The 24,076-nt window shown below is 55.0% G+C and carries 25 protein-coding genes; 4 read left to right on the top strand and 21 right to left on the bottom strand.

Annotated features, from left to right (window positions below):
* Position 1: 1 nt before the first annotated feature.
* The 13 genes from EL26_RS05685 to EL26_RS05625 all read right to left on the bottom strand — a co-directional run bounded on the left by EL26_RS05685 (position 2) and on the right by EL26_RS05625 (position 14,244).
* Entirely contained in the window at positions 2-667 is a 666-nt protein-coding gene (locus EL26_RS05685; RefSeq protein WP_038085448.1) for a class II aldolase/adducin family protein, read from the bottom strand.
* Positions 668-688: 21 nt separating this feature from the next.
* Entirely contained in the window at positions 689-1,723 is a 1,035-nt protein-coding gene (mtnA, locus tag EL26_RS05680) for an S-methyl-5-thioribose-1-phosphate isomerase (protein ID WP_038085446.1), read from the bottom strand.
* A 46-nt stretch (positions 1,724-1,769) separates the two neighbouring features.
* Positions 1,770-2,561, bottom strand: a complete 792-nt coding sequence (gene mtnP / locus EL26_RS05675; RefSeq protein ID WP_038085444.1) for an S-methyl-5'-thioadenosine phosphorylase — start codon at positions 2,559-2,561, stop codon at positions 1,770-1,772.
* A 124-nt stretch (positions 2,562-2,685) separates the two neighbouring features.
* On the bottom strand, positions 2,686-3,624 hold the full coding sequence (gene ligD, locus EL26_RS05670) for a non-homologous end-joining DNA ligase (protein ID WP_038085443.1): 939 nt from the start codon (positions 3,622-3,624) through the stop codon (positions 2,686-2,688).
* A gap of 18 nt (positions 3,625-3,642) precedes the next feature.
* Complete coding sequence (locus EL26_RS05665; protein WP_081857000.1) at positions 3,643-4,590, bottom strand: ATP-dependent DNA ligase; 948 nt, start codon at positions 4,588-4,590, stop codon at positions 3,643-3,645.
* Positions 4,587-5,459: a non-homologous end joining protein Ku gene (gene ku / locus EL26_RS05660; RefSeq protein ID WP_052036033.1), complete on the bottom strand. Its 873-nt coding sequence runs from the start codon at positions 5,457-5,459 to the stop codon at positions 4,587-4,589. Before ku ends, EL26_RS05665 begins: the two co-directional genes overlap by 4 nt.
* Before the next feature lie 146 nt (positions 5,460-5,605).
* Positions 5,606-7,108 (bottom strand): P-loop ATPase, Sll1717 family, encoded by a 1,503-nt coding sequence (locus EL26_RS05655; protein WP_202962845.1) that lies wholly within the window; start codon positions 7,106-7,108, stop codon positions 5,606-5,608.
* Positions 7,109-7,122: 14 nt separating this feature from the next.
* Positions 7,123-8,520, bottom strand: coding sequence for a tyrosine-protein kinase family protein (locus tag EL26_RS05650; protein WP_038085440.1), 1,398 nt, complete (start codon positions 8,518-8,520; stop codon positions 7,123-7,125).
* On the bottom strand, positions 8,517-8,951 hold the full coding sequence (locus tag EL26_RS05645) for a hypothetical protein (protein WP_038085437.1): 435 nt from the start codon (positions 8,949-8,951) through the stop codon (positions 8,517-8,519). The genes EL26_RS05650 and EL26_RS05645 overlap by 4 nt, the downstream gene beginning before the upstream one ends.
* 258 nt (positions 8,952-9,209) lie before the next feature.
* On the bottom strand, positions 9,210-9,830 hold the full coding sequence (locus tag EL26_RS05640; protein WP_038085434.1) for a redox-sensing transcriptional repressor Rex: 621 nt from the start codon (positions 9,828-9,830) through the stop codon (positions 9,210-9,212).
* Positions 9,831-9,910: 80 nt separating this feature from the next.
* Positions 9,911-10,585 (bottom strand): RNA polymerase sporulation sigma factor SigH, encoded by a 675-nt coding sequence (gene sigH, locus EL26_RS05635; RefSeq protein ID WP_052036041.1) that lies wholly within the window; start codon positions 10,583-10,585, stop codon positions 9,911-9,913.
* Positions 10,586-10,839: 254 nt separating this feature from the next.
* Complete coding sequence (dinG, locus tag EL26_RS05630; RefSeq protein WP_038085432.1) at positions 10,840-13,722, bottom strand: ATP-dependent DNA helicase DinG; 2,883 nt, start codon at positions 13,720-13,722, stop codon at positions 10,840-10,842.
* Positions 13,723-14,064: 342 nt separating this feature from the next.
* The gene (locus EL26_RS05625; protein ID WP_052036032.1) at positions 14,065-14,244 is read right to left on the bottom strand and encodes a hypothetical protein; all 180 of its coding nucleotides are present in this window, start codon (positions 14,242-14,244) and stop codon (positions 14,065-14,067) included.
* Between the two features lie 227 nt (positions 14,245-14,471).
* Here EL26_RS05625 and EL26_RS05620 point away from each other — a divergent pair, with 227 nt between their 5' ends.
* Complete coding sequence (locus tag EL26_RS05620) at positions 14,472-14,960, top strand: hypothetical protein (RefSeq protein WP_038085428.1); 489 nt, start codon at positions 14,472-14,474, stop codon at positions 14,958-14,960.
* 15 nt (positions 14,961-14,975) lie between these two features.
* Positions 14,976-15,266, top strand: coding sequence for a DUF962 domain-containing protein (locus EL26_RS05615; protein WP_038085427.1), 291 nt, complete (start codon positions 14,976-14,978; stop codon positions 15,264-15,266).
* Positions 15,267-15,312: 46 nt separating this feature from the next.
* Here EL26_RS05615 and EL26_RS05610 read toward each other — a convergent pair whose 3' ends face one another.
* A complete protein-coding gene (locus EL26_RS05610; RefSeq protein ID WP_038085425.1) occupies positions 15,313-15,819 on the bottom strand; it encodes a cupin domain-containing protein in 507 nt (168 codons plus the stop codon).
* A 176-nt stretch (positions 15,820-15,995) separates the two neighbouring features.
* Between EL26_RS05610 and EL26_RS05605 the strand changes: the two genes are divergently transcribed.
* Together EL26_RS05605 and EL26_RS25745 are read left to right on the top strand one after the other, a co-directional pair.
* A complete protein-coding gene (locus tag EL26_RS05605; RefSeq protein WP_038085550.1) occupies positions 15,996-17,231 on the top strand; it encodes an MFS transporter in 1,236 nt (411 codons plus the stop codon).
* Positions 17,232-17,349: 118 nt separating this feature from the next.
* Positions 17,350-17,637 (top strand): hypothetical protein, encoded by a 288-nt coding sequence (locus EL26_RS25745; RefSeq protein WP_038085424.1) that lies wholly within the window; start codon positions 17,350-17,352, stop codon positions 17,635-17,637.
* 188 nt (positions 17,638-17,825) lie between these two features.
* Here the strand turns inward: EL26_RS25745 and EL26_RS05595 are convergent, their stop codons facing one another.
* From EL26_RS05595 to panD, 7 genes are all read right to left on the bottom strand, one after another.
* Positions 17,826-18,014: a hypothetical protein gene (locus EL26_RS05595; protein WP_038085421.1), complete on the bottom strand. Its 189-nt coding sequence runs from the start codon at positions 18,012-18,014 to the stop codon at positions 17,826-17,828.
* A 105-nt stretch (positions 18,015-18,119) separates the two neighbouring features.
* Positions 18,120-19,031 (bottom strand): C1 family peptidase, encoded by a 912-nt coding sequence (locus tag EL26_RS05590; RefSeq protein WP_038085419.1) that lies wholly within the window; start codon positions 19,029-19,031, stop codon positions 18,120-18,122.
* A gap of 251 nt (positions 19,032-19,282) precedes the next feature.
* Positions 19,283-20,215 (bottom strand): protease complex subunit PrcB family protein, encoded by a 933-nt coding sequence (locus tag EL26_RS23480; protein ID WP_052036031.1) that lies wholly within the window; start codon positions 20,213-20,215, stop codon positions 19,283-19,285.
* A 100-nt stretch (positions 20,216-20,315) separates the two neighbouring features.
* On the bottom strand, positions 20,316-21,566 hold the full coding sequence (locus EL26_RS05580; RefSeq protein ID WP_038085417.1) for an S-layer homology domain-containing protein: 1,251 nt from the start codon (positions 21,564-21,566) through the stop codon (positions 20,316-20,318).
* Between the two features lie 118 nt (positions 21,567-21,684).
* A complete protein-coding gene (locus tag EL26_RS05575) occupies positions 21,685-23,250 on the bottom strand; it encodes a tetratricopeptide repeat protein (protein WP_038085415.1) in 1,566 nt (521 codons plus the stop codon).
* An 87-nt stretch (positions 23,251-23,337) separates the two neighbouring features.
* A complete protein-coding gene (locus tag EL26_RS05570; protein ID WP_038085413.1) occupies positions 23,338-23,565 on the bottom strand; it encodes a hypothetical protein in 228 nt (75 codons plus the stop codon).
* 94 nt (positions 23,566-23,659) lie between these two features.
* Positions 23,660-24,040 carry an aspartate 1-decarboxylase gene (gene panD / locus EL26_RS05565; RefSeq protein ID WP_038085411.1) on the bottom strand — a complete coding sequence of 127 codons (381 nt, stop codon included), beginning with the start codon at positions 24,038-24,040 and terminating at the stop codon, positions 23,660-23,662.
* Positions 24,041-24,076 lie beyond the last annotated feature (36 nt).

Genomic DNA, 24,076 nt, shown 5'->3' with positions numbered 1-24,076 from the left:
GTTATCTCTCCTTTGGTTGTCCGTAAACCGTTGTGTATTTCTCGCGCAGCCACGCCACGTCTTCGTCGGAGAGCAGCACCGGCTCTCCGATCGATTTGGCGATGGCGCAGATCTGCGCGCCTTTTTCGACGATCTGGCAGACGCGCAGCGCTTCGGCGACCGTCTTGCCCACGCCGACGACGCCGTGGTTGGCCATCAGCACCGCGCCTTTGCTTCCCAACGCTTCCACGACGTTGCGGCCGACATCCTCACTGCCCGGCAGCGCGTAGTCCGCCACGGAGACCGGCCCGCCGCAGACTTGCGCAAGGTCTTCGATCAGCGGCGGAATGGCTTGACGCGCGCAGGAAAACGCGCTCGCGTACGTGCTGTGCGTGTGCATCACGCCGAATACATCCTCCCGCGCCTGATAAACCGCAAGATGCAACGGCGATTCCGAAGAAGGTTTGAGCGTTCCTTCCACCATCTGGCTCGTGTTTCTGTCCAGCACGCAGAGCATGTCGAGCGTCAACGTCTCGTACTCCACGCCGCTTGGGGTGATCACCACGAGATCGGTGCCCGGCACGCGCGCCGAGACGTTGCCCCAGACGGCGGCGACCAATCCGGTGCGAATCATCTGCTTGGCGGCGTAGAGGACTTCCGATTTGGTTTGTTCGATGTGTTCTTTCATAGAAAGCGAGCCTCCTCCGCGCTACTTGAGTTTGCGCATGTTCTCCGTGTTCGGCTGCTCGACGTTGCCTTGGTCTGTGATAATCGCGGTGATCAAGTCGTGCGGGGTCACGTCAAACGCCGGATGCAGCGCCGGTACGCCTTCGGGCACCATGCGTTTGCCGCCGATAAAAATCACTTCGTCCGCCGAGCGTTGCTCGATTTCAATCTCCGCGCCGGTCTCCATCTCGTAATCGAGCGTGGACATCGGAGCCGCGACGTAAAACGGCACGCCGTGATGCTTCGCCAAAACCGCCAGCGAGTAGGTGCCGATCTTGTTCGCGGTGTCGCCGTTGGCCGCGATGCGGTCCGCGCCGACGATGACGAGATCGACCATCCCCTGCTGCATCAGATAGCCTGCCATGCTGTCGGTGACGACGCTGACCGGAATGTTGTCGCGGTGCAGTTCGAAGGCGGTCAGACGAGCGCCTTGCAGGTACGGGCGGGTTTCGTCGGCGAACACTTGCTGGACGCGGCCTTTTTCGTGCGCGGCGCGAATGACGCCAAGCGCCGTGCCGTAGTCAAACGTCGCAAGCGACCCTGTGTTGCAGTGCGTGAGGATGCGGGCGTTCTCCGGAATGAAAGCGAGGCCGTTTTGCCCGATCGCTTTGTTCAGACGAACGTCTTCCTCGGCGATCAAGTTCGCCTCGCGGGTGATCAGCTCGGCGAGTTCCTGGACGGAGAGGTCGCCGTTTGTTTCGATCAGGCCGCGCATGCGCTTGATCGCCCAGAACAGGTTAACGGCGGTCGGACGGGTTTTCGCGAGGCGTTCGCACACTTCGTCGAGGTAGGTCAGGTACGGGCCTTTGTCGAGAGCGAGCGCGTCCGGGGCGTTTGCGCCGATGGCGATCCCGTACGCGGCGGTTGCGCCGATGGCGGGCGCGCCGCGGACTTTCATCTTCTCAATCGCTTCGGCGACGAGTTCGTATGTATCGCAGTCGTCCCAGACTTCCTGCTCCGGCAGAAGCGTCTGGTCGAGGACGAGCAGAGATTTGCCGTTCCATTGCAACGGTTGCATGTATATGGTCTCTCCTTTTGGCGGTGCTGTTTTTTCTGGATGATGATTAGAGCGAGCCGAGTTCCGCCAGCGCGTGCGGGCAGGCGCAAGTGCGTTCGCCAAAGCCGCGCTCGATGGCGTGGAAGAACAGTTCGCGGATCTTCTGGACGTTGTCGCGCATCGTCTCCACCACTTCCGCGTGCGTGAGCGGATGCGGCGAGATGCCGGCGCAATAGTTCGTGATCATCGCGACGGTCGCGTAGCACATCTCCGATTCCTTGGCGAGCACGACTTCCGGCACGGAGGTCATGCCGACGACCGCGCCGCCCCATTGCGCGTACAGGCGAATTTCCGCCGGGGTTTCAAAGCGCGGGCCTTCCGTGCAGACGTAGATGCCGCCGTTGGTGATCTCGATGCCCTGTGCCTCTGCGGTTTCCATCAGATGTTGACGGGTGCGCCCGCAGTACGCGTCCGAGAGGTCGATGTGCACAACGCCCTCCGGAGCGCCTTCGTAAAACGTGGTCGGGCGGGACTTGGTCATGTCGAGGAAATCGTCGACGAGAAGCAGGTCGCCCGGTTTGTGTTCTTCCTTCAAAGAGCCGACCGCCGCCGTGGCGAGGACGGTGTGGACGCCGAGTTGCTTCAGCGCGCGGATGTTGGCGCGGTAGTTGATTTTATGCGGGGCCACGCTGTGCGTATAGCCGTGGCGCGGCATGAACGCGACGCGGCGGCCCGCATAAGTGCCGATCGTGACGTGCGCTTTGCCGTACGGGGTGTCTATTTCATGGCGTTCTGCGTTTTCCAGCATGGCCGGATCGTACACGCCGGTGCCGCCGATGATGGCGTAATCTGCTTGCATGATGTGGTATGCCTCCCTCAAGGTAGGAAAAAATCAACAGTCCTTCTCAATTAAAGCAAAGCGATTCCGGCTCGTCAAGAAGGAAACCACTTGGGTGGATACTAGTTTGCGCGGCTGGTTCGCGCTACAAACTTCCAGTGGGATGGTGCTTGATAAAATGCAAAATGTCTCGAATCTCCACCCCCGGTTGGCTCATCGGAGCAAACAGGTCTCCCACTTCTGCGATGCGTCTTGGCATCGTGCGGATCGTGAAGAGATCGGGCGTGACGCCTTCGCGCAATTCGTCCCACGAGAGCGGGGACGAAACGGCAGCTGATGGAACGGCGCGCGGAGTGTAGGGGCCGGAGAGGGTTTTGTTTTTCCAATGTTGGAGGTAGTCGAAGTAGACTTTGTCGCCGCGGTCTTTTTTGAGGCGTTCGATGGTGCAGATGTCGGGTGCTTTCTGGACGATGTAGTGTGCGAGAAATTGCGTGATCAGGCGGGTGTCTTCGAACGTGTAGCCCGGCGCGATCGGGATGAAGATCTGCAAGCCGGTCGCGCCGGACGTTTTCGGGTAGGACGGCAGGCCGAGGTCGTCGAGCGCTTCCTTGAGGTGCAGGGCGACGCGGACTGCTTTTTTGAAACCGGCGATGTCAACCTCCTTGACGGTCGGGTCGAGATCGAAGGCGATGTTGGTGGGCTGGTCGAGGTTGTGGATTTTGGCGTACGACGGGTGGAGCTCCATCGCGGCTTGGTTGGCGAGCCAAAGCAGCGTCGCGGTGTTGTCGACGACGAGATAGTGGATGTCGCGATGAGAGTCGTCCGAGTAGACCGGGTGTGTTTTCAACCAGTCCGGTGCGCCGTCGGGGATGTTTTTTTGGTAAAACGATTTGTCGTGGATGCCGCTCGGAAAGCGGATGACGGTGAGCAGGCGGTCGGTGTAGTGCGGGATCATGATGCGCGCCATTTGGATCATGTACTGGATGTACTCCGCCTTGGTCACACCCGCTTCCGGCCAGAGCACTTTGTCGAGGTTGGTGACTTTGACCGGGTATTCGGCCATGAGCGTGTCGGTCCGGGACATGGGGTGCCTCCTCTCGATCTAAAACGTGCAACTCGCAACATCCTTCTCCAAAAAACCCAACACCACGGGAGAGCGGAGCGTCAGGTCGGAAGTCCACTCTAAATAACGCACTTCCACCACCAACTGCGGCGGGAACCATGCGAGCTTCTCATAAGCGGTTTCCGTGTGGCGGGGCGGGTTTTGAAAAGGGGGTTTCATCGGCGGCAGTTGGTTGACGAACTGCGTGAGGGCTTGGATCATGGCGTTGTCCAGCCCCGTGCCCGCGCGGCCGATGTAGAGCAGGCGGTCATCGTCATCGTAGAGGCCCAGCAACAGCGAGTTGACGAGGCCGTTTCGCACGCTGACACCGCCGACGACCGCTTGGGCGAAGCGGTAGTATTTGATTTTTTTCCACGTGGGGTTGTATTCGCCGAGCGTGTATCTCCCCGCGCGCTCCTTGGCGACGATGCCCTCCATCCCCTGCTCCTTCATGACGCGAAAAAGCGCCGTGCCCGACTCGTGGCTGTCGACCGGCTTCACGTTCGTGCCCGGCTCCAACAGTTCTGCCAACCGTTGCTGACGGCGGGACAGCGGCTCGTTCAACAGCCACTGCCCGTCCGCGTACAGCACGTCCCACACCATGTAATACGCAGGTCTGGTCCGGCTCAACAGCCGCGCTTTGTCCGCACTCTTCACGAGGTCGCGCTTGAGCGCCGCGGAAAAAGACGGCTTGCCGTCCTCGCCAAACCCCACGATCTCCCCGTCGAGCACCACCGACTTCGCCCGCACTTGCTCCGGCAACACGCTCGTCAAATCCGGGTACTTCACCGTGTGATCGTTCAATTTCCGGTTGACCAGCCGCACGGCGCTCTCGTCCAGATACGTGAGCATCCGCACGCCGTCCCACTTGATCTGGTACAGCCACTTGGGATCGTCGAACGGCTCGTCCACCTGCACCGGCTGCATCGGGACGACCGGCTCGATCATTCCTCCGCCGTCGCTTTCCGGCGGCGGCGTTTCGGTTTTTCAGCCGCGCCCGTTTCATTGCCGCCGACGACCATTCGCTCCGATTCCTCCGCCGAAGCGGTCGGACGCGATACGTTCAGCGATTGTTGCAGCGCCGCCATGAGGTCTTGAATCTGATCGCGCTGCGGTGCCTGCGCGGTTGTGATTTCCTGCCCCTCAACCTTCTGCTCGATCGCCTCCATCAGCGCCGTGCGGTACTCGTCGCGATATTGCTCCGGGTCAAACGTCGTCGCGAGGCTTTCGATCAACTGCTTCGCCACGCGCATCTCGTTTTCGTCCACCGCACCGACCGCCGGAATCGACGGAAGCTGCGTCGTCAACCGCACCTCGTCCGGGTAATAGATCGACTCCATCACCAAGACGTTGTCGTACACGCGCAACACCGCGAGCATCTGCGCCGAGCGGATGATCACTTTGACCACGGCGATCCGCCCCGTGTCTTGCATCGCTTGGCGCAACAGAGCGTACGCTTTGCTGCCGGTCTCTTCGGGCGCGAGGTAGTAGCTTTTGTTGAAATAGATCGGGTCGATCTCTTCCAGAGAAACGAAATTGAGGATGTCGATCGTCTTGGTGCGCTGCGGCGAGATTTTTTCCATGTCTTCATCGCTCAGGATCACGAACTGACCGGATTGGTACTCAAAGCCCTTGACGACTTCCTTCCACTCGATTTCTTCTTCGCAGTGCGGGCAGGTGCGAACTTGCTTGACAGGGGTGCCGCACTTTTCGTGGAGCATGCGGAACTTGATGTCTTTGTCCTCTGTCGCGGCGAACATTTTGATCGGAATGTTGACCAAACCAAACGAGATCGAGCCTTTCCACATCGTGTGCATGTCGTCACTCCTCCTCGTTTCCGTGTCGATTTGCACGTAGTATGCGGAGAAAAGAAAAAACATATTGGATAAAAATTTATTCAAAATCCACAGTTTTTGATTAAAAATCAAGGGCTACTATCCAAATTTGATAGTAGCCCTTGCAATTACTTAGGACGACGAATCCCCCCACGGCGAAGCATACTAAATCCATACAAATAAATATCGGGCATATTCACCTTGCCGTCTGATCGGGTCTCTAAGACTCCAAGTTTCAGCAATACTTTAAATATGCCATCGGAGTCCGATGCTGGTACCTTGCTTTCTTTCCTCCATTCTGTATTTCGAATCGCAGCCAAAATATTCGATTTAGCAGTGGGAACTTCAATCCCTGCCAAACTTGGTTTCAAATCATTCAACCAAGGATATTCCTCTTCCGCTAATTCTCGAATTCTATCGATGGAGGTCTCCATGAGCGCACCTTGAAGATGCGTGGGCTGTAGAAGTCGATCATCTGGCAATTGCTTCAGATCGAATCGTTCCAACTCAAATCTCGCAGCACGCTCAAACAATTTGATAAACGAACGAGGAGCTATTCTGCCATTGGAGTCTTGTAAATGATTCGGAATCCAGCGGTGGGTTATACCTTTTTTGGCATCCTTCCCCATAAATTGTCCAACCATGTTGCGTATTACATCTTGGTAGACTCGCTCCTCGCTTCTCGGAATATATCCAAGTATTGGATCATGTTTCGAAATAACATCGGGCACTTTCTGTAAATATTGAAGTAACCTTGCATCAGAATTTGCCATACGTTTCATGAAAAGTTGATACAGCCAAGAAGCTTGCCATTCGAGGCGAATTTGGTAGGCTTGGAGCTTAGAAGCATCGGGAAATCCAAGAAATTCTGGAGCGAACAGATCGTTTCGAAGAAAAATCTTCGGGCGAATTCGATCCCATCTTCTCCACCGATCTAACCAAAATGCTAATAACTCGCGAATCGGGATGGCTAGTTTGGAATGAGAAATCGTCAATTTATCTAATTCATCGTATGTAATGAAAAGCCAACGATCTTCCTTGATCAGAGTTTCATCTACTTTATCGAGCACAAAACTAATAATTTCAAGTTCCTTTTTCACCATCGGAACCCAAACGCTCACTAGTTGCAACTCGTCAGTTAACGTCTTCTTGATCTCACTCGGGATTCTTTCAAAAACATTACTTCCAGGGAAATCACCAATATGCCGTAATACACTCCCGAGTGTTAAGCCAAGCCAAAAAGCTCGCCAGTCAAGTACATCCGCGGTATCGGAAAATATTTCGCCAGACTCCTGACTCGGAAATTTTAAACCATGATTTCTTTCTCCGCCATACCCTGTGACCCACATCGTTCGATCAAGAAAACTTAGTTTATCAACCCCAGTCACGTCCGCTAAGGCGCCCCGCCCATTCGGAAACGCAAGCAATCGAAACAATTGGGTCTTCCCCGCGCCACGCCCACCTAATATGAGCAAGGTATCCGGATCGAGCACACGTTTGTGTTCCGGTATGGGGAGAAAGTTTTTCATAAATTCAGGTTCATGATTTGATTCTTGCTCTGCCAACCCTTGTCCAAGAGCATCAACCAGTATTTTCAGTAAGTCTTTCTTGGTGGTCTCATCCATTTTCATAACCTCGACTTTCCTTATCGAAACTCGTCTCCGAACAATAAACATATGCGTTTTGCCATTTGCTGATAAGTTTCGTCTGTTAACAGTTGTACATATTCGGAAACTCTATCACGCTCATTCGTAGAGTCATCTCTTGTATAGAGGGCAATCTCCCCTCGAAAAGCTTGTTGCCACGGTAGCACAACCGGCGTGAACGGTGCATCCGGATCATTCGAGTTCGGGATATCCTGATCAATAAACGTTGGAGCCGAGTAATACTGATCTAAAAAAGTATCGTACGCTTTTACTCGAAAACGTTCCAATTCCTCTTCTCTACCGTGAGCTCCAAGGGGTGGAGCCATCGCGTGTGCAAGTAGTACAGATTGAGGTTCTCCTCCATCATGCCGTGCTAATCTGCGAATCACTTGCTCCAAACCAAGCCATGTCTGCTGTGAGTTGTTACCAAATAATACAGAGGCATGAGACAGATCACTTACAGCTAGCCCTCCAATGTCATGGAACCCAGCTCGTGCGTCAATAAAAATATAATCCAAAACCCTCCGATCCATTGTAGAAGATCTTCGATAATAAATCTCCAAGTCATTCAACATAGTTTGCATAATTTCCGCTAAATTGTGATCTTTATCAATCAAATGCTGAAAGTCTAACCTCGCCAACTTCTCCAAATACTCTTCGTTCACCGTTCCAGCAGGCAGAGAATAGATTGTTTCTCCTGTATCTCCCACCAAAACTGGTTCGTTGATCAATTGAATAGACTGACGAATTGGCCAGGTACTCTGAACGCGCTTTTCCAAAAGATAATCCGTAACACCTGTAAAATTTACGTCAGACTTAAAAAATATGGATGACAGACCTGGAGCCTCAAGGTCGAGATCAACAAGCCCGATACGATATCCCCGACGTGCCATCGTGAGTGCTGTAGCCACCATTGAAGTTGTTCGCCCCATACCGCCTTTAAAAGAAAAAAATGACACAATCTTGGGTTTATGCCCCTGTGAAGCTACTTGATAATCCCACGGCGGTTGTGCGGCTCTGTGTCGGGAAGTCCAAGCTTTTTTCGAAATATGTCTCTCCAAAACATACCACCGTGGCGTAACTCCTTCTTGATCCCACTTTGCGGATGCTCTTTGTTGCACAACTAATTTACCAAGAGATTGATGAGCAGTCTTGGTCTCTCCAGAAATCCAAATATCTTGGCCAAAATAGGGACCAAGTCTAGAATCCAGTTCATTTTTTACTTGTATAATCTCTTCTGAAGTAGGGCTATCATCCGATTTCGGTTCTAGATATAAGGTAATTTTGCCATACACATCGCGAATCATTGTAACAGATTCAAGTTTTCCAAGGATTGTCGAAACCGTGTTGATCCCTTCATAAGCTTTGTCAAGCGTTTCACCGAAACTAATCGTCATCCTCTCAGCTCCTCACTTGATAATTTACCATCCAGCACAAGCTCCACGATCGTTTCCTCGAATAAATCCCACGCTCTTGCAACAGCTTGCATTGCTTGCTCCTCAATCCAAATCCCACTTCTTGCATATCTTCGTTCCGGATGCCCATCTACCAGTACAGTGCCGTCTAGTCTTGACTTCGGGAGACGGATATCGACTTCCGGAAATAGTATTCGTAACCTATCCATTGCGACCCCTTGTATTTCACTTAACATATGACCATACTCCCTAGCAGCCCGTTGGTCCATATAGAGTTGAACCAAGGTTTTAAAGGCACATTCGGGCACGTAACCGGACAAATAGACTGCGTTATCAAATCGACCCTGATCCAAAAGAGTTTGAGCATCTTGGAGATGTCTAACGGCACTCTGTGCGAAACTGCTATCTTGCATAAGGCTCCCTCATCTCCTCTTATCCAGGTTCCTCTCTTATACAACGACCAGATATTTGTTTTTCATTATAACATTCAGCATCGCAATGGAAAGTGGTTTGTTCTCTATCCATGACTGCCTTGCCAATGTTCTGTCATTTGCAAGTTGTCAGGACTTTCTCGTTTATCTCATTCGCTTCAAAATGAATCAAAAAAGCCCTCGAAGTCGTAACCGACACAAGGACTTTTCACCATCTTTAAAACATTCGACCACTTGCTCCTAATCAATATAATACGCAAGCGTTTGCAATTCTGTCGTCAAATCGGCGTTTCGCACTGACACATGCGACGGAACGCGCAACGAAACCGGCGCGAAGTTGAGAATGCCCTTCACCCCGGAACCCACCAAACGGTCGGCTACTTTTTGCGCTTCAGGTGCCGGGACGGTGATGATTCCGATCAAAATGTCGCGGTCTTGGATCGTCCGCTCAATTTCATCCAAAGGCTGGATCTTGATCGTCCCGACCTCCGTGCCGATCTTGTCAACGGAGTTGTCAAAAATCGCGGTGATGCAAAGCTTCTCCTGCGTGAAGCGGTTGTAGTTCGACAGCGCAATTCCCAAGTGGCCCGCTCCGATCAGCGCACAGTTCAAATGACGGTCAATTTTGAGAATTTGCTTGATCTTCTCCACGAGGTAGCCCACTTCATATCCGATCCCCTTTCGGCCAAACTCGCCGAAATACGCGAGATCCTTGCGAATCTGCGCCGGGTTCATGTCGAGCTTCTGTCCGAGTTCGTACGAGGAGACCGTGCGGATGTTCGAGTCTTGCAATTGCTGCAAATAGCGGAGATACACCGGGAGCCGGCGTACCACCGCTTCAGAAATTTTCGGCGTCTTCAAACAGGTTCCCTCCCGACTTCCTCCAAGCTCTCTTCTCTCTAGTTCGTGAAGCAGGAGAAAAATTCCTGTACGATTCGAGATTACGAAGAGAGTTTGTTCAGGTTCTTGGTCGAGTAAAACGCCATCAATTTGCGCTTCACACGGCACAGTGCGTTGTCGACCGCCTTGGTGGTCGTCCCCATCTCGTCGGCGATTTCCTTATACGTGTTCTGGTTGACGTAGAGGGTCAGCACTTGGAATTCAAATTCGGACAAGGAATCGGAAAGCTCCTTGCGCAGTTCTTTCACTTGCTCGCGAACGAGAAACACATATTCGGGGTCGCTCGCCATGGGTCCCGGTAAGGTGTCCATCAGCGTGCGGTCGGCGTCCTCTTCATACATCGGGCGGTTCAACGAGAGGTAATAGTTCAGAGGCTGGTGCTTCAAGCGCATCGCCGTCTTGATCGCGGTGATCAACTGGCGGGTGATGCAGATTTCAGCAAACGCGCGGAACGGAATCTGACGCTCCGGTTGGTAATCGCGAATCGCTTTGTAGAGACCGATCATGCCTTCTTGGATCAGGTCTTCGTTGTCCGCGCCGGCCATGAAGTACGAACGGGCTTTCAGTCGAACCATCGGGTTGAATTTTTGGAGAATTTCCTCCACCGCGTCCGAGTCGCCGTGCTGGGCACGAAGTACGTTTTGTTCCACAGGTTCCTCATCGGTTGCTTTGGGGACGGACAAAATCTTCTGATCATGTTCGATTGCCGTTAACACTGCGATCACCTCGGACACAAGCTTTTAACAAAAGGTTATGTATACATCCTATCGCTTTTATCTCACTTCCGTCAATCGCCCAAATACGCCAATTTGACAAAAATAGCTCCGTTTTCTACCCCTCGATACATCTCATTCGACATTGCGATATTTTAGAGGAATTTTCCGAAAACAATGTCGAATATTGTCGAATAAAAGAAAAGAGAGCAAGGAATTCAGCTCCTGCCCTCTCAATCGTTCCGTTTTTAAAACGTTTATTCTCCAAGCGGTGTTTTGAGCCAATTGTAAACGGTCTTCAACACTTCACGCTCGGTCCCTTGATACGTCCACGGTCCCGGCAGCGAGCGGATAAAGTGCCGTCCGTAGCGCGATTCGGTGATGCGGCGGTCGTAGATGACGATCGCGCCGCGGTCGCGCTTGGTGCGGATGAGGCGGCCGAAGCCCTGTTTGAAGCGGATGATCGCTTGCGGGACACTGTATTCCATGAAGGAATTGCGGCCTTCGCGCTCCATTTTCTCCGTGCGCGCTTCGACGACCGGCTGGTTTGGCGGCCAGAACGGCAGCCGTGCGATGACGAGCAACGACAAGTCTTCGCCGGGGATGTCCACCCCTTCCCAGAAGGAGTTCGCCCCGAACAACACCGCTTTGGGGTGGCGTTGGAACTCTTGCACCAAGCGGTGGCGAGAGGAAGAATCGACACCGTGCGCGAGGACGGTGATGCCGTGCTCGGCGAGCATCGGTTTGACTTTGTGGTACGTTTCGCGCAGCATCCGGTGCGACGTGAACAGCACGAGCATGCGCCCTTGCGAGACGCGGGCGAGGTTGGTCAGCGACTCGGCAAACGACGTCGTGAACACGTCTTCGGCGACCCCTTTGACCGGCAAGCAGTCGTTGGGGACGCAGAGCAGGGCTTGTTTTTTGTAATCGAACGGCGAATCGACTTGGAGCGTCATGAGTCTGCCCTGCACGTTCGATTCGTAGAGGCCGAGCTGATGAATGACGTACTTAAAGTCTTGGTTGATCGTCAGCGTAGCGGAGGCGAGCACGACACTTTCCTTCTTAGAAAAAAGGTGCGTGTGCAAGAGCGGCCCCACATCGATCGGCGCGGAATACAGAAAGACGACGGGTCGCATCGATTTGTCGTCCGCCTCCATCCAGAGCACGGACGATTCGCTGCCGACGGAGCGCAGGAAGTACGCGAGATCTTGCCAGCCTTGGTCGAGTTCTTTGACTTGGCCGGAGATGTCGGTGAGCGTGCCTGCGAACATCTCGTCTTTCATGAGGTCTTCGCTCAGCTCTTCCAAGCGCCCGACCAGTTTGCGCATCGCTCGGACTTCGCTTTGGAGGTTTTCGCTGGCGGACGCGATGCCTTCCCAAGCGGTTTGCAGGGTTTCGTCGTCAAACGTGTCCGGCTTCAAGCGCATCGTCTGCCGTCCGGCGTCGGTGCCGTTGGCGTGCTTGAGGATGAAGTCGTGCAGTTGGCGGAACACGTCTTCGTTGGCGTCGCGAAGGTCGCCGATCTGCTCCATCGATGTTTCAAGCGTTGCGCGCAGGTCTTCGTACGCGGACGAATCGCCGCTTTGCAACACATCGACTTTTTGCAAAAGTTGGAACAGCAAGCCGCGGTTTTTGTCGCGCAAGAGGCGGTTGAGCGCGCCGTACATTTGAAAATACGACACTTCCGTCCCCAGATGTTTCGTCGCCTCGTCCTCCATGTGGTGGGCTTCGTCGAGGACGAGGAATTGGTAGCCCGGCAGCACGTTGTGATCGGCTTTGACGTCGGTGAGGACCAGCGAGTGGTTGGTGATCAGGACGTCGGCGTTTTGCGCGCGGGCGCGGGCGCGGTGGTAGTAGCAATTGCGGAACCACGGGCAGGCTTTCATGATGCAGGAATCGGCGCCGGACGCGACTTTGTTCCAGTGATCCGCCTGTTCGCCGTTCAAGCTCAATTCTTCGCGGTCGCCGCCTTCCGTCTCGATCAGCCAAGCGACCATGCGGACGAAGAAAGTCGTCTCGGCAGGGTCGGTCACAAGCCCCGGATTGTTGACGTGGGTGGCGACTTTGCGCATGCAGACGTAGTTGCCGCGTCCTTTGAAGACTTCGATGTTGAAGTCAAACGGGATGACTTGTTGCAACAGCGGGATGTCGCGTTCGCGAAGTTGTTCTTGCAAGTTGATCGTGTGCGTGGCGACGACGACGCGCTCGCCCTTGGCGATGCTGTAGTAGACAGACGGGATCAGGTACGCAAGCGATTTCCCTGTTCCGGTGCCCGCTTCGACGATCAGGTGTTTTTGTTCCTCGAACGCAACGGCTACTTGGCGGAGCATGTCCAACTGCTGCGGGCGTTCTTCGTAGCCGGGCATGAGGTCGGACATCGGGCCGCCTTTTTCGAGGACGGAGACGACCTCGGAGACGTCGAAATCGGAAAGCGCGCCCCCCGCCGGGCTTTCTGCGACGGCGATCTGGACGGGGCGGTGCATCAGGCGGTCGATGGTCACGCAGCCTTCGGGTTCGTCAAATTGCAAGATGGAGGTGTTGCCTTCCGCAAGTCGTCGGAAAAAATGACGCAGCGGCCAATCGGTATATTCGGTCAGCCCGGTGATCTGCTGAAGGAGCAGGAACGGGAGTTTTTGGGCGCGGTCAAGCAGTGCTAGGAACAGGTTTGCAGTCGTTTCGGCGTCGGAGAGCGCTTGGTGCGGATGGTCGTGCGCGAGATTGTGGTGGGTCGCGAGGGATTGCAGAGAGTAACTGGACTCGCGGGGCCAGAGAATCTGCGCGAGTTGCACCGTGTCGATGACTTCGCCGACGTAATCGAGATAGCCGCTCTCGTCGAGGGCGGCGTTGAGGAAGCGCAAGTCGAAGTCGGCGTTGTGCGCGACGAGAATCGCGTCATGATAAAAAGGAAGAAACTCCGGCATGACTTCTTCGAGGGAGGGTTCGTCCTCCAGCAGTTCGTCGGTGAGGCCGGTGAGTTCCGATATATAGGGCGGGATCTTGATCCCGGGGTTCACGCGTCGATGAAACCTCTCCACCACCCGGCCGTCCTGAATCTTGACCGCGCCGATCTCGATGATGCGGTCCTTGTGGGCGGTGAAACCGGTGGTTTCGAAATCGAAGACAACATATGTTTCGCTCAATGGAGTGTCCTCCGCTTTCTACGTACATTCGTTCTGCTATTCTCTCATAGAAGCGCGGGGGTGACAACTGGGAATCGGTTCATTCAGGGCGGCCCCGATACGGGTCACACCCTGTTTTCTCAGCGAATAACCCGCAAGAGAATTATCATAGAAATAAAATGTCCAAAAAGTTTTCCTACACGCGTTAGCCAAACAAGTTCCTTTCCTGGACATGCTCTGTGTCAGCGTACCCGCCTTGTACTTTACTTCTTTTGAATACGCCTTCCTTGCCTGTACCGTTCGTTCCAAAACAAAAACCCCTCCTGTGTATACAGCAGGGGAAGGATACTATTAATAGAGTGCTTACTCGCGAACTTCTTCAACCGAACTTACATGGAGTGGAGCAATCGAGAAACCTTCTTCGAAATGAACGAACCCATTGATGATGACCCCCAGGGAGTTCGTAAACAATTTCAAAACTTCGCTCTTAGGCGCATCGAGAATATATTCTCTTCCGCTGTCCATCACAATTCTTGTTTTCATCATGTCACCCCTTTCGTTGAAATGTTTCGCCAATGCAGAGTAACATTCCTTCGCTACTCCTTCACACACCCTGTTCCGCGCAGGCAGGTGATCTTCCCACTTCCGTTAGTTTTACACATGATAGTAAAACAATCAACAGCATGCGGTTTACAACGATCGAGTCTGGGCGTACTATAAGAACAAAGGTTCGTCATAAACCTTCAGAACAACTCTTGGAAGGTGCTGCTATGGAACTGCAAGAACTCGTTGAACTGCTTCAAATCGGAAAACCCACGATCCGACAATACGTGGAACTGCTTGAAACAGAAGGACTTCATGTCCCGAAAGATATCGGCGGGAAGATCATCTACGAAGACGTGGCGCGTGAGGTTTGTGCGTTGCGCTGGTTGATCCAGCAAGGGGTGAACCGGTCGGAGGCTGCCAAGGTGGTGACGGGGAAGCTCAAGAGCGATTTGAAAATGCCGGAGGACGTCTTCGCGGCTTTCAAATCCGAGAGCAAACCTCCCAAATCAACCAAGAACACTGCCACCAAGCAAAAAACGCCCGCCAAACACACCAAATCCCGCCCCCTCGACCAACTCTGGGACCTGTTTGTCGAGCAGTTGTCCGATGAAGACAAACTGCGCCTCATGAAGTCCTTTAAAATGAAAAACGAATCCCAATTCCGCAACCAACTCCTCGACTTTCTGCTCGCGGAAACCAAACCCCGCCAATAGACAGGAGGCCCCCCTATGATCGAGAGAATCCGCGCCGACCTCGCCGCCTATGAAAAGGCGCATCGCAACCCTTGGAACCAACGGCTTCATTACATCGCCTTCGCGTGCGCTTTCTTTGGCTGGGTGTTTCTCTTGATCGATTGGCGGGCGACCGTCCTCCTCGCCGTCGCCCATTACACCCTCTCGTGGATCGGACACTTCTTCTTCGAAAAAAACAAACCCGCCTCCTTCAAGCGTCCTCTCCTCGGTTTTTACGCCGGGTTTCTCTGGTTCTTTTTCACAACCTTCCGCGCGGGTCGGAACTAAACAAAAAACCAGAGCCCGGAAGAGTCCAGAGCTCTGGTTTTTTCAATCAAGAAGAAAGCGTCAGCCTGCGAATGATCTCCTCATGCTGCGGATACAACGCCAGCAGTTCCTCGCGCTTGAACAGTTCGAAGTCCGCGTAATCAAACCCGGGCGATACCATGCACCCGACCAGCGCGTACGTGTTCGGCTCGTTGACCGTCGAGCCGAAGATGCTCTGCGCGGGGACGATCGCTTGCAAGACCTCGCCCTGTTCCGGATCAGGGCCGAGTTGGATGGCTTCGTAAGCTCCATCCGGATGAATCACATGGACAGTCAGGGAACTTCCGCCGTGATAATACCAAATTTCATCCGACTGCAGACGGTGAAAGTGCGACACGTCTTGCGAGCGCAACAGAAAGGTGATGCTCGTCGACAGCGGACGCGTACCCTCCTTGGTTTCGACTTCACCTGCTGATTCATACGTTCGTTTGAAGAATCCGCCTTCAGGATGCGCTTCGAGACCGAGTTTTTCGATCCAGTACGAAGCGGTATGAGATGTGATGTACGTTTGCATACTCGTAGTCTATCAAAAACCCCCAGACCCATACATGATCATTGACAATCCCTGTAAGCCCCGCTATGATACTCAGTAACCAGAAAATTTCGTGATACATGAAGGGCCGGTTTGTACCTCTGTAGAGCGTATGAGCTGGCTTTTTGCTATTCAAGTTCCGTCTTTCATGTCTGGAGGTGTTGGCGTTGCGTTCGATTTTTAAGTTTCACCCGATTGTCAACACGCTGTTCATCGGCGTGATGATGTCGCGGATGGCGACTTCGATGAGCATTCCGTTTTTGGCGATCTACCTGTCACTGCGCACCGAGATGTCCCCCGCGACGATCGGCTTCACCATCGGGCTGAGTTCCCTGGCGAGCACCGTCGCCGGTTTTGTCGGCGGCACGATGTCCGACCGCTTCGGCCGCAAGCGGGTCATGCTCGCGTCGCTCTACATCGCGTCCGCCGTCTCGTTCGGCTTCGTGTTCGCCCACAGCGCCTGGCTGTTCATGCTGCTCAGTTTCGTCAACGGCGCGTCGCGTTCGTTTTTTGAACCGGTCTCGCAAGCGCTCATGGGCGACTTGACCCCGCAGGAACAGCGGTACCGCGTGTTTTCCATCCGCTACATGGCCGCCAATACCGGCTTTGCGGTCGGCCCGATGATCGGGGCGATGCTCGGGCTGGTCGCAGGTTCGACTCCGTTTCTCGTCACGGGGATTTTCAACTTGATCTACGCCGTCGTCCTCCACCTGCTCGTCAACCACTTCGGCATCAACGAGTTGGAAAGCTCCCAAGCCAGCCATCGGGAGAACGTCACGTTTCGCTCCGCCATCCGCGTGTTGGTGCACGACCGCGCGATGCTGTGCTACTTGATCGGCGGCACGCTGATGCAATTCGGGTATTCGCAGATGTCCACCCTCTCCGACTACACCGCGCACCACTTTGAGGACGGCGTGAATTTGTACGCTTGGCTGATGACGGTCAACGCGGTCATTTGCGTGGTCTTGCAGTTTCTCGTCTCCAAATGGGGGGAAACACGCTCTCCGCTCGCCCTCGTCGCGCTCGGCAATATCCTCTACGCCCTCGGCGGACTTGGCTTTGCGTTGGCGGTCGGCCCGGTGACGATGATGCTGGCGATGGTCGTGTTCACGTGCGGCGAAGTGCTCTGCTTCCCCGCCAACTCGATTTTGATCGACCGCATCGCGCCGGACGGATTGCGCGGGACGTACTACGGTGCCCAATCGTTTCGCGACATCGGGCGGTTTGTCGGCCCGTCGTTCGGGCTGTCGATGCTCGGGCTGATCGGCATCCTGCCGCTGTTCCTCATCATCGGCGCGCTGTTCCTCGTCAGCACCGTCTCGTACCGAACCGGCGAACGCATCGAGCGCCGCTCGGCCCGCCAACAACCGCTTCCGTCTCATCTGCACGGATAAAAAGTACGTCCACCCGATGCAGGTGGACGTTTTATTTCGTCTAAATTCTGAACATATCGACAACGGACTTCCAATTTTCCCCTTTCAGCTTATACTGAAAGCAAGGAGGGAGCTCCACATGATCTCATACACCGTACCTTGTTATTTCTGCAAACAAAACTTTGAAGTGTTCGAAGGAAGCCCCGAATACCAGATGGTCAAACGCAATATGCAAGCCCGGCACACCTGCCACGATTGCCGCAAGAAAATCGAGATGGAGTCCAAAAAAGCCACCGGCCTCTCCAACGAACTGATCGCGATGATCGAGAGCGATTCCCTCGAAGGCAAGTTGAACAAGTACGACGAACTCAAAGGCAAAGGCAAGTTCGATCTCGACCCGCAATGGCTGGAAAGCGACCGTCGATAACTTTCTAATCATAGGAAAAAACCGCCCAATCACTCTGTATCTTTTGAAGATGAAAAGAATTCCAAAGTTTGGAAGTGTCAAACGACCATGTGGATTCTCATCGTTGCGGAACCGTTTCCGAATTCATCCTCCACACAAAGACCCCTGCTCCACATCCGATGTGGCCAGGGGTCTTGGTCATTTCGATCTTACTTCACGTGCACGTTGCAAACGCCTGCGCCGTCTGCTCCTTCCACAGAAGCGACCGTGTGCCAAATCTCTTCGATTTTCATCTTATCCCCCGGCTGCGGCACTTGGCAAAGCGGAACCGAAGCGATTCGCTGCTCAATGCCGGACGCGGTATGCAGATAAACCACTGCTTCGCGTTCTTGCTCCATCAACAACCCCCCCTTGCGCGTTGGCGCTGTTTATCTCACGGGTAGTATACGCAAAAAAAGAGTGCTGCCGCGAAGGCAAGCACTCTTTTTCATGCAGACTGAAGATTAGTTGTTGGTGTTCATGTACCAAGCTTCTTGAACTTCTTTGGAGAACATGTCGTAGGAGATCCAGGTGTAACCTTTGTTGCCCCAGGAGGTGCCCCATTGGTTGACAACCTTGAACGCGCCGGTGTAGCCGTTGTACACTTTGTTGTCGTCGTAGCCTACGATGGTAACCATGTGGCCGCCACGGGATTTCTCGCCGCTCTTGTGAGCGTCGACAACGTAGGTGTCATTCGCTTGAGCGTTGTCCCATTCCGGGTAAACCGGGATCGCGATCCCAACCAGACGTTGGTCGCCGGAGGTGCCGACGAGTGCGTTTTTCACCGCTTGTTGAGCGGTTGCGTTGCCTTTGCCAGCGCCTTGGAAGATGTTGGTGGAGCCGAGGTTTTTGTGCAGAGCTGCGTCAGCCAGCTGCGTGGAGTTCGGCTGGGTGGTGTAGTCGTACTGGTTGTACGCCATTTTCGACAGCGTGGTGTCGCCTTTGGAAACGAGCAGGTTGTATGCGTCGACCGGATACAGACCGCCGTCTACACCGCCGTTGAGTTGGTTGTATACGAAGGACGGCGAGTACTCGTTGGAAGACGAGTAGGAGGTGGTCAGGCCGTGGCCGAAGGATTTTTGGTAGTACGCGGTGGACCATGCAACGCAGGAACCTTGTTGCCCTTGGTCGCCAACCGGCGGGATGTTGGTGAGGACGAAGGATGCCGGAGTAGCCGTTACCGGCTTCGAAGCGAGAGACGCTTCCGTAGCGTTCATTTTCGGAACGTTTGCGCCAAGCGGGGTGAATTTCAGGCCGAGCGGATGAAGAACCGCTTGGGAGGTTTGGCTGGATTGTTGAGCGTCAGCCGCGTGTGCGGATACTGCGAAGAGCAGTGCCGGGATAGCAGCCATTGCAACCAATGCTTGTTTTTTCATGTGGATGGTCCCCTTTCTGAGTACGACGATACCTTTTGTTTTGTACCGAAGAGTGGGAATTGTTTGACTCTTCCCTCTGAAAAGAGATTATCACATTAAAAACGGACTGTAAAGGGGGTGTTGAGGATTAATTACAGAAAAATTTTTAGAAAAAATTTCTGTTTAAAAAACCGAAAAAACCACTAAAAAAAGAGAGGCAACCGTGTCCCAGGTTGCCTCTCTTCCCTCTTCAGCCGGTTGCCGGCCGACCCTTACTGTGCGAGATAGGTAAATTCTGCGTCGGATTTCACTTTGAGTACGGCGGTCGGATACGTCACCATCTGCGGAACCATCATGCCCGGGTCCGGATGTTGCAGGTTGGCGTTGACGAACAGACCTGCTGCCGTTGCCGAGATGCCGTCAACCGTTACCGAGTAGCCGCCGGTCGGCGCTTCTCCGCCGCAGACGACCAAGTAGCGCTGGCCGTTGTCCACAACGCTGTAGACGCCGGGCTCCGTGCGGTTTTCGTTCGCGACGGTCTGCACGGTTTGCGGCAGCTCGCCGGAGACTTGCTCAAATCCCACTTTCGTCGCCGCGGTGAGCGAACGTTTGACCGCTCCATCGAGCAGAACCGCTGCTTCGCCGCGGGTTAAAATGCCGTGCGGGTTGACGTGTCCAGCCCCGTCGCCGACCATGATCCCCAGTTTGTAGAGCTGGTTCAACGCGTCGCGCTGGGTGTCGGTGACGCCTTGGAGATCGGTGTACGGAGCGGTGAGGTTCGCGCCGTTGATGCCGGTGTTCATCGCCGGAAGCGCAGAAGCGATCCAAGAAGCGACTTCGGCGCGGGAGACGTCTCCGTTGGTGGAGTCGTCCGCGACTTCCTTGCCGAGCGCGTTTTTGATCCACGTCTTCAGCTCCACGCGCACCGCTTTGGAGTTCGGTTCAAACGCGTTGGACGAGCCGCCGATTTTCCCGTTGCCAATCATATGATAGCTCGACAGGCGTTGCACCGCGTCGGCGGAGAAGTGGCTGCCCACATCGGAGAACTGCGTGGCGTTCCCGTGCAGTTTTTCCGATTTGCCCTGGAGATGTTGCGTCGGCTTCGGTGCGATAATTTTGCCATTGTCATCCGCTGCAAACGCGACGGAAGCGGAAGTCATGACCAGAGCGGTCGCCATCAGAGCGGTGATCGTTTTTTTCATCATCTGAAAAAGTCCTCCCTTGTTTTTATACCGTTAGTTTTTTTCAATCTACACGATACGACGGTAACGGCAAGGGAAAAGTTTCATCTCCCGCCAAAATAAATTATTTTTGCGTAAGCTTCGTGCCCGGAACCTGTTCCGTCTGATACGAATCCACAACGAAAGCCCCGTTGACATACTTGTAGCTCGGGACGAGGTCAAACACGCCCATGATGTGATGGCCGACCCATGCCCAGTGGCGGGTGGTCAGTTTTCCGTTGACAACCGACACGCTGTACGGATTGTCAACGTTCATTTGGTACGGCTTCTGCAGGAACGACGGATCGAAACCGTTCCATTGCGGGCCGACCAGTTGCACGGTCCACGAGCGGTTGTCGGCGGTGGACTTGATGTTCCACGTCAACGTGTTGGTGTCGAGCGTGATCGAGTTGAATTTCGCCGCCCAGTCCGGCTGTTGCACTTTCGCCGACGAGAACGTGCCGTTTGCGCCCTGAACGAACACGCGCAGGTCGTGCGCCCCCATCCCGCCGTTGCCGTGCAGGTCGGATTCGAGGATCAGGTCGTTTTTGCCGTCGCCGGTCACGTCGTTGACCAAGAGTTGCACCGGATCGCGGGTCACTTCCGGGTCGAGGTTGAAGCGGGTTTGCAAACGGCCGTTTCGGTCAAACAGGCCCAGGTAGCCCGGTTTGCTTTCGTTTTTGTTCGCGACGACGGCGAGGGTTTCTTGCGCTTTGCCGTCGTTGTTCAGATCGACGTTGTCTTTGCGCAGAACGACGTTGTCATCGGCCCCGATCTGCAGCCCTTGACTTGCGGGCAACAGCGCGTTGAGCATCACCGCCGCTTCGCCGCGCGTCAACTTCCAGTTCGGGCAAAAAAGTCCATACCCCTCCCCGACCACGATGCCTTGCTTATAGAGACGGCCGACGGCAGCACGGGCTTCCGGCGGAATTTGCTCATGGTCGACGAACATGTCAGCGTTGGCGGCCCCGTTGTCGCCCGTGGCGTTGGAGCGGATCTTCTCAAGAATTTCCGCCGCTTCCCAGCGCGGGATGTTGTTGCCCCCGGTCAAGTGCGTCGGCTTCGCATGCAGCGCGCTTTGAACCCAACGATCGAAGTCGGCGCGCGTGACCGGCTCGTCGGGGTTGAACGCTTGCCATTCATTGGACGTCAACACGCCGTAGCTCGCCAGCCGTTTCACCGCGCCCTCGCTGTAATGGCCTTGCAACGTGGAGTAGATCGGATTTCCCGCATGCGCCGCAGTCGGAACCAAAGCGGTGGCCGCAAGCGGCGCGCCGGCGAGCAGGAGTCCTGCGGTCAACACCGCGGTTGTTTTTTTCCAAGACGAACGTTTCATTCTGAATTCCTCCCTTGGCACTGTGTTCTATCCCGTATGACGCAGACTTCCTGAATTTGGTTTCGGGCATCGAAAAAAAAACCAGCCCCGTTCTGCCCCGGGCTGGTCCTCCGCATCTCTACTTGCACTTTTCAAAGCACTGCTGCGCCCGCTCCAACTCGCCGAGCGCGTAGTGGGCGATCCCTTTGTAGAACAGCGATTCCACGCAGTCGCGGTCGTACACCAGAGCGGCGTTGAAGTAACGGAGCGCTTGCGTGTACGACTCTTCCTCCATCGCCAGCCGGCCCAGGTGGTAGAGGCCGAGTTTTTTTTCCGCGGAAGTTTCCATCGCGACGAGGCGGAGCAGCTGTTCCTTCGCTTCGCCCCGTTTCTGCGTGGCGCTCCACACGCGGGCGAGCCCGGCGATGGCAAACGCGTCGCGGGAGTCGGTGCGCAGAAGCAGCGCGAAGCAGCGTTCCGCACGGTCGTAATCGCGTGCCTGATAGGAAGCCCAGCCGAGGTTGAACAGCCCGGCGCGGTCGGTCGGCGAGCAGGAGAGCTGCTTTTTAAACAGCGAGATCGCCGTCGCCACGTCGCCTTCGCGCAATCGAATCCATCCGAGACCTCCGAACGCGGCGGTGGAACTCGGGTGGTAGCGCAGCGCTTTTTTGTACAGAGCGCGGGCTTGGTCGACGTGGCCTTGCTGTTCGGAGAGCAGCGCGAAGTCGAGAATCACCTGCTCGTACGCCCCGTTCAAGTCATACGCGCGCGCCATGTGGCGGTACGCCCGGTCGCGGTTGCCCAGTTGCTCCCAGATCAGCCCGCACAGGCGGTGCGCTTCCCAATCCTCCGGGTCGCGGATCAACGCGCGCTGGAAGTGCGTCAACGCCTCGCGCAACCGGCCGCGGTTGAAGTGGCAGCAGGCGATGTTGAACTCGATGTCGCGGAAGTCGGGCGCCAGTTTCGCCGCCGTCTCAAACTCGACCAACGCCGATTCGTACTCCTCTTGCGCGACGAAGATGTGCCCGTAGGTGCTGTGGATCGTCGCTTGCAGGAATTCGTCTTCCTCGCGTCCCGTGATCTCGTTGAGATGGCGGGAGGCGCGTTCGTACTCGCCTTGCGCCAAACAACCGAACGCGAGATAGAGCCTCGCGACGAGGAAGTTCCCGTCGATCTCCAGCACGCGTTGGAACTCCTCCATCGCTTCCGGGAACATCAGCAAATCGAAATACCCGACGCCGCGCCGGAACGAGAGCACCATCTGCTCGTCGCGCGGGCGCAGAGTTTGCCCGTCGCCGATCTGGTAGACCAGCGTGCTGCCTGATTTCTTGCCGGGCGGGTTGCCGGTTTTCCCGTGAGCAGGCTCCCCCGCTTGCTCCTCTGCTTCCCGTTCGTCCGCGTCCCCCTGTTCACCCTTGATCATCGCAAACGGCGTGTCGCCTTGTTGCAGGGCGGCGAGTTTTTCCTGCAGGGCGTTCAGTTCGGGACTTGGCAACGTGCCGTCGAGTTCGAGGTTGAACTCCTCCGACAGTTCGGCGAGACGCTCTTCAAACGACAACCATTGCTCCACATATTTGTCGCACGCGTTGCGCAACGCGACCAGTTCTTCTCCTAAGATGCGCCGTTGTTCGCTGTCGGCCGCTTGGAGTTGCAGTTCAATGCGGTCGACGGCGCGGTTGAGCAGTGCAAACGGCTTTTCGAACATCCCAAAAACCCCCCCGTCCGAAGTAACCTCATGTAAGAGGTAGTCTGCGGCAAAACGAGAGGGTTTATCCATGCTTGCTCGATGTTTCTACTCGTGGTGCCTGCGCTCGTACTCCGCTATGCCTTTGTCGGTGATCTCAATCGCTTCATACGCGCTGCTTCCGGAGAAGTAGTACGTGTCCACCAAGCCTTCCACGCGCAGTTTTTGCACACGGGTGTCTTCAAACGACGCCGCCGGCCACGGGTCGCTCGACTTGGGGTCAAACGGTTTTTGGATGCTTTCCAGAACTTCCATCAGTTTCATGCCGATTCTCATCTTACCTGCCTCCGTTTGGGTTGGAATGGTTGGTGACGATTGCGCAGTAAAAAACGCAACACCCCCAAGAGGCCCTTGGGGGTGTTGACAGAGATTACACGATCGTAGCTTCCTTCTCGGTAATCAGTTCGACGATTTTGTTGTCTTGGTCCATCAGCGCGACGATCGGTTTGTGCGCGCGCGCTTCTTCGTTCTCCATCATGGCATAGGAAATGATGATCACCGTATCGCCCGGTTGCACGAGGCGCGCAGCTGCCCCGTTCAGGCAGATCACGCCGGAGCCGCGCTTGCCGGAGATCACGTACGTTTCCAGACGTGCGCCGTTGTTGTTGTTGACGATCTGCACTTTCTCATCCGGCCAGATGTCGGTCGCGTCGAGGATGTCTTGGTCGATGGTGATCGAGCCAACGTAGTTCAGATTCGCTTCCGTGACGGTCGCACGGTGGATTTTGGATTTCATCATCGTTCGGAACATGTCTCTGTATCCCCTTTGTCTCTGGGTTTTATATGT

It is taken from the genome of Tumebacillus flagellatus, from assembly GCF_000714935.1.
Taxonomy (GTDB): domain Bacteria; phylum Bacillota; class Bacilli; order Tumebacillales; family Tumebacillaceae; genus Tumebacillus; species Tumebacillus flagellatus.
This window is presented reverse-complemented; position numbering and strand designations above follow the sequence as displayed.

Coding starts and splice junctions, on each gene's coding strand:
- EL26_RS25745 (WP_038085424.1), top strand. CDS start 17,350: ATGATCTCATACACCGTACCTTGTTATTTCTGCAAACAAAACTTTGAA.
- EL26_RS05655 (WP_202962845.1), bottom strand. CDS start 7,108: ATGAAAATGGATGAGACCACCAAGAAAGACTTACTGAAAATACTGGTT.
- panD (WP_038085411.1), bottom strand. CDS start 24,040: ATGTTCCGAACGATGATGAAATCCAAAATCCACCGTGCGACCGTCACG.
- EL26_RS05650 (WP_038085440.1), bottom strand. CDS start 8,520: ATGACGATTAGTTTCGGTGAAACGCTTGACAAAGCTTATGAAGGGATC.
- EL26_RS05590 (WP_038085419.1), bottom strand. CDS start 19,031: ATGAAAAAACAAGCATTGGTTGCAATGGCTGCTATCCCGGCACTGCTC.
- EL26_RS05615 (WP_038085427.1), top strand. CDS start 14,976: ATGATCGAGAGAATCCGCGCCGACCTCGCCGCCTATGAAAAGGCGCAT.
- EL26_RS05665 (WP_081857000.1), bottom strand. CDS start 4,590: ATGATCGAGCCGGTCGTCCCGATGCAGCCGGTGCAGGTGGACGAGCCG.
- EL26_RS05645 (WP_038085437.1), bottom strand. CDS start 8,951: ATGCAAGATAGCAGTTTCGCACAGAGTGCCGTTAGACATCTCCAAGAT.
- EL26_RS05610 (WP_038085425.1), bottom strand. CDS start 15,819: ATGCAAACGTACATCACATCTCATACCGCTTCGTACTGGATCGAAAAA.
- EL26_RS05580 (WP_038085417.1), bottom strand. CDS start 21,566: ATGAAACGTTCGTCTTGGAAAAAAACAACCGCGGTGTTGACCGCAGGA.
- EL26_RS05595 (WP_038085421.1), bottom strand. CDS start 18,014: ATGGAGCAAGAACGCGAAGCAGTGGTTTATCTGCATACCGCGTCCGGC.
- ku (WP_052036033.1), bottom strand. CDS start 5,459: ATGCACACGATGTGGAAAGGCTCGATCTCGTTTGGTTTGGTCAACATT.
- EL26_RS05570 (WP_038085413.1), bottom strand. CDS start 23,565: ATGAGAATCGGCATGAAACTGATGGAAGTTCTGGAAAGCATCCAAAAA.
- EL26_RS05575 (WP_038085415.1), bottom strand. CDS start 23,250: ATGTTCGAAAAGCCGTTTGCACTGCTCAACCGCGCCGTCGACCGCATT.
- mtnP (WP_038085444.1), bottom strand. CDS start 2,561: ATGCAAGCAGATTACGCCATCATCGGCGGCACCGGCGTGTACGATCCG.
- EL26_RS05620 (WP_038085428.1), top strand. CDS start 14,472: ATGGAACTGCAAGAACTCGTTGAACTGCTTCAAATCGGAAAACCCACG.
- ligD (WP_038085443.1), bottom strand. CDS start 3,624: ATGTCCCGGACCGACACGCTCATGGCCGAATACCCGGTCAAAGTCACC.
- mtnA (WP_038085446.1), bottom strand. CDS start 1,723: ATGCAACCGTTGCAATGGAACGGCAAATCTCTGCTCGTCCTCGACCAG.
- EL26_RS05685 (WP_038085448.1), bottom strand. CDS start 667: ATGAAAGAACACATCGAACAAACCAAATCGGAAGTCCTCTACGCCGCC.
- EL26_RS23480 (WP_052036031.1), bottom strand. CDS start 20,215: ATGATGAAAAAAACGATCACCGCTCTGATGGCGACCGCTCTGGTCATG.
- EL26_RS05625 (WP_052036032.1), bottom strand. CDS start 14,244: ATGAAAACAAGAATTGTGATGGACAGCGGAAGAGAATATATTCTCGAT.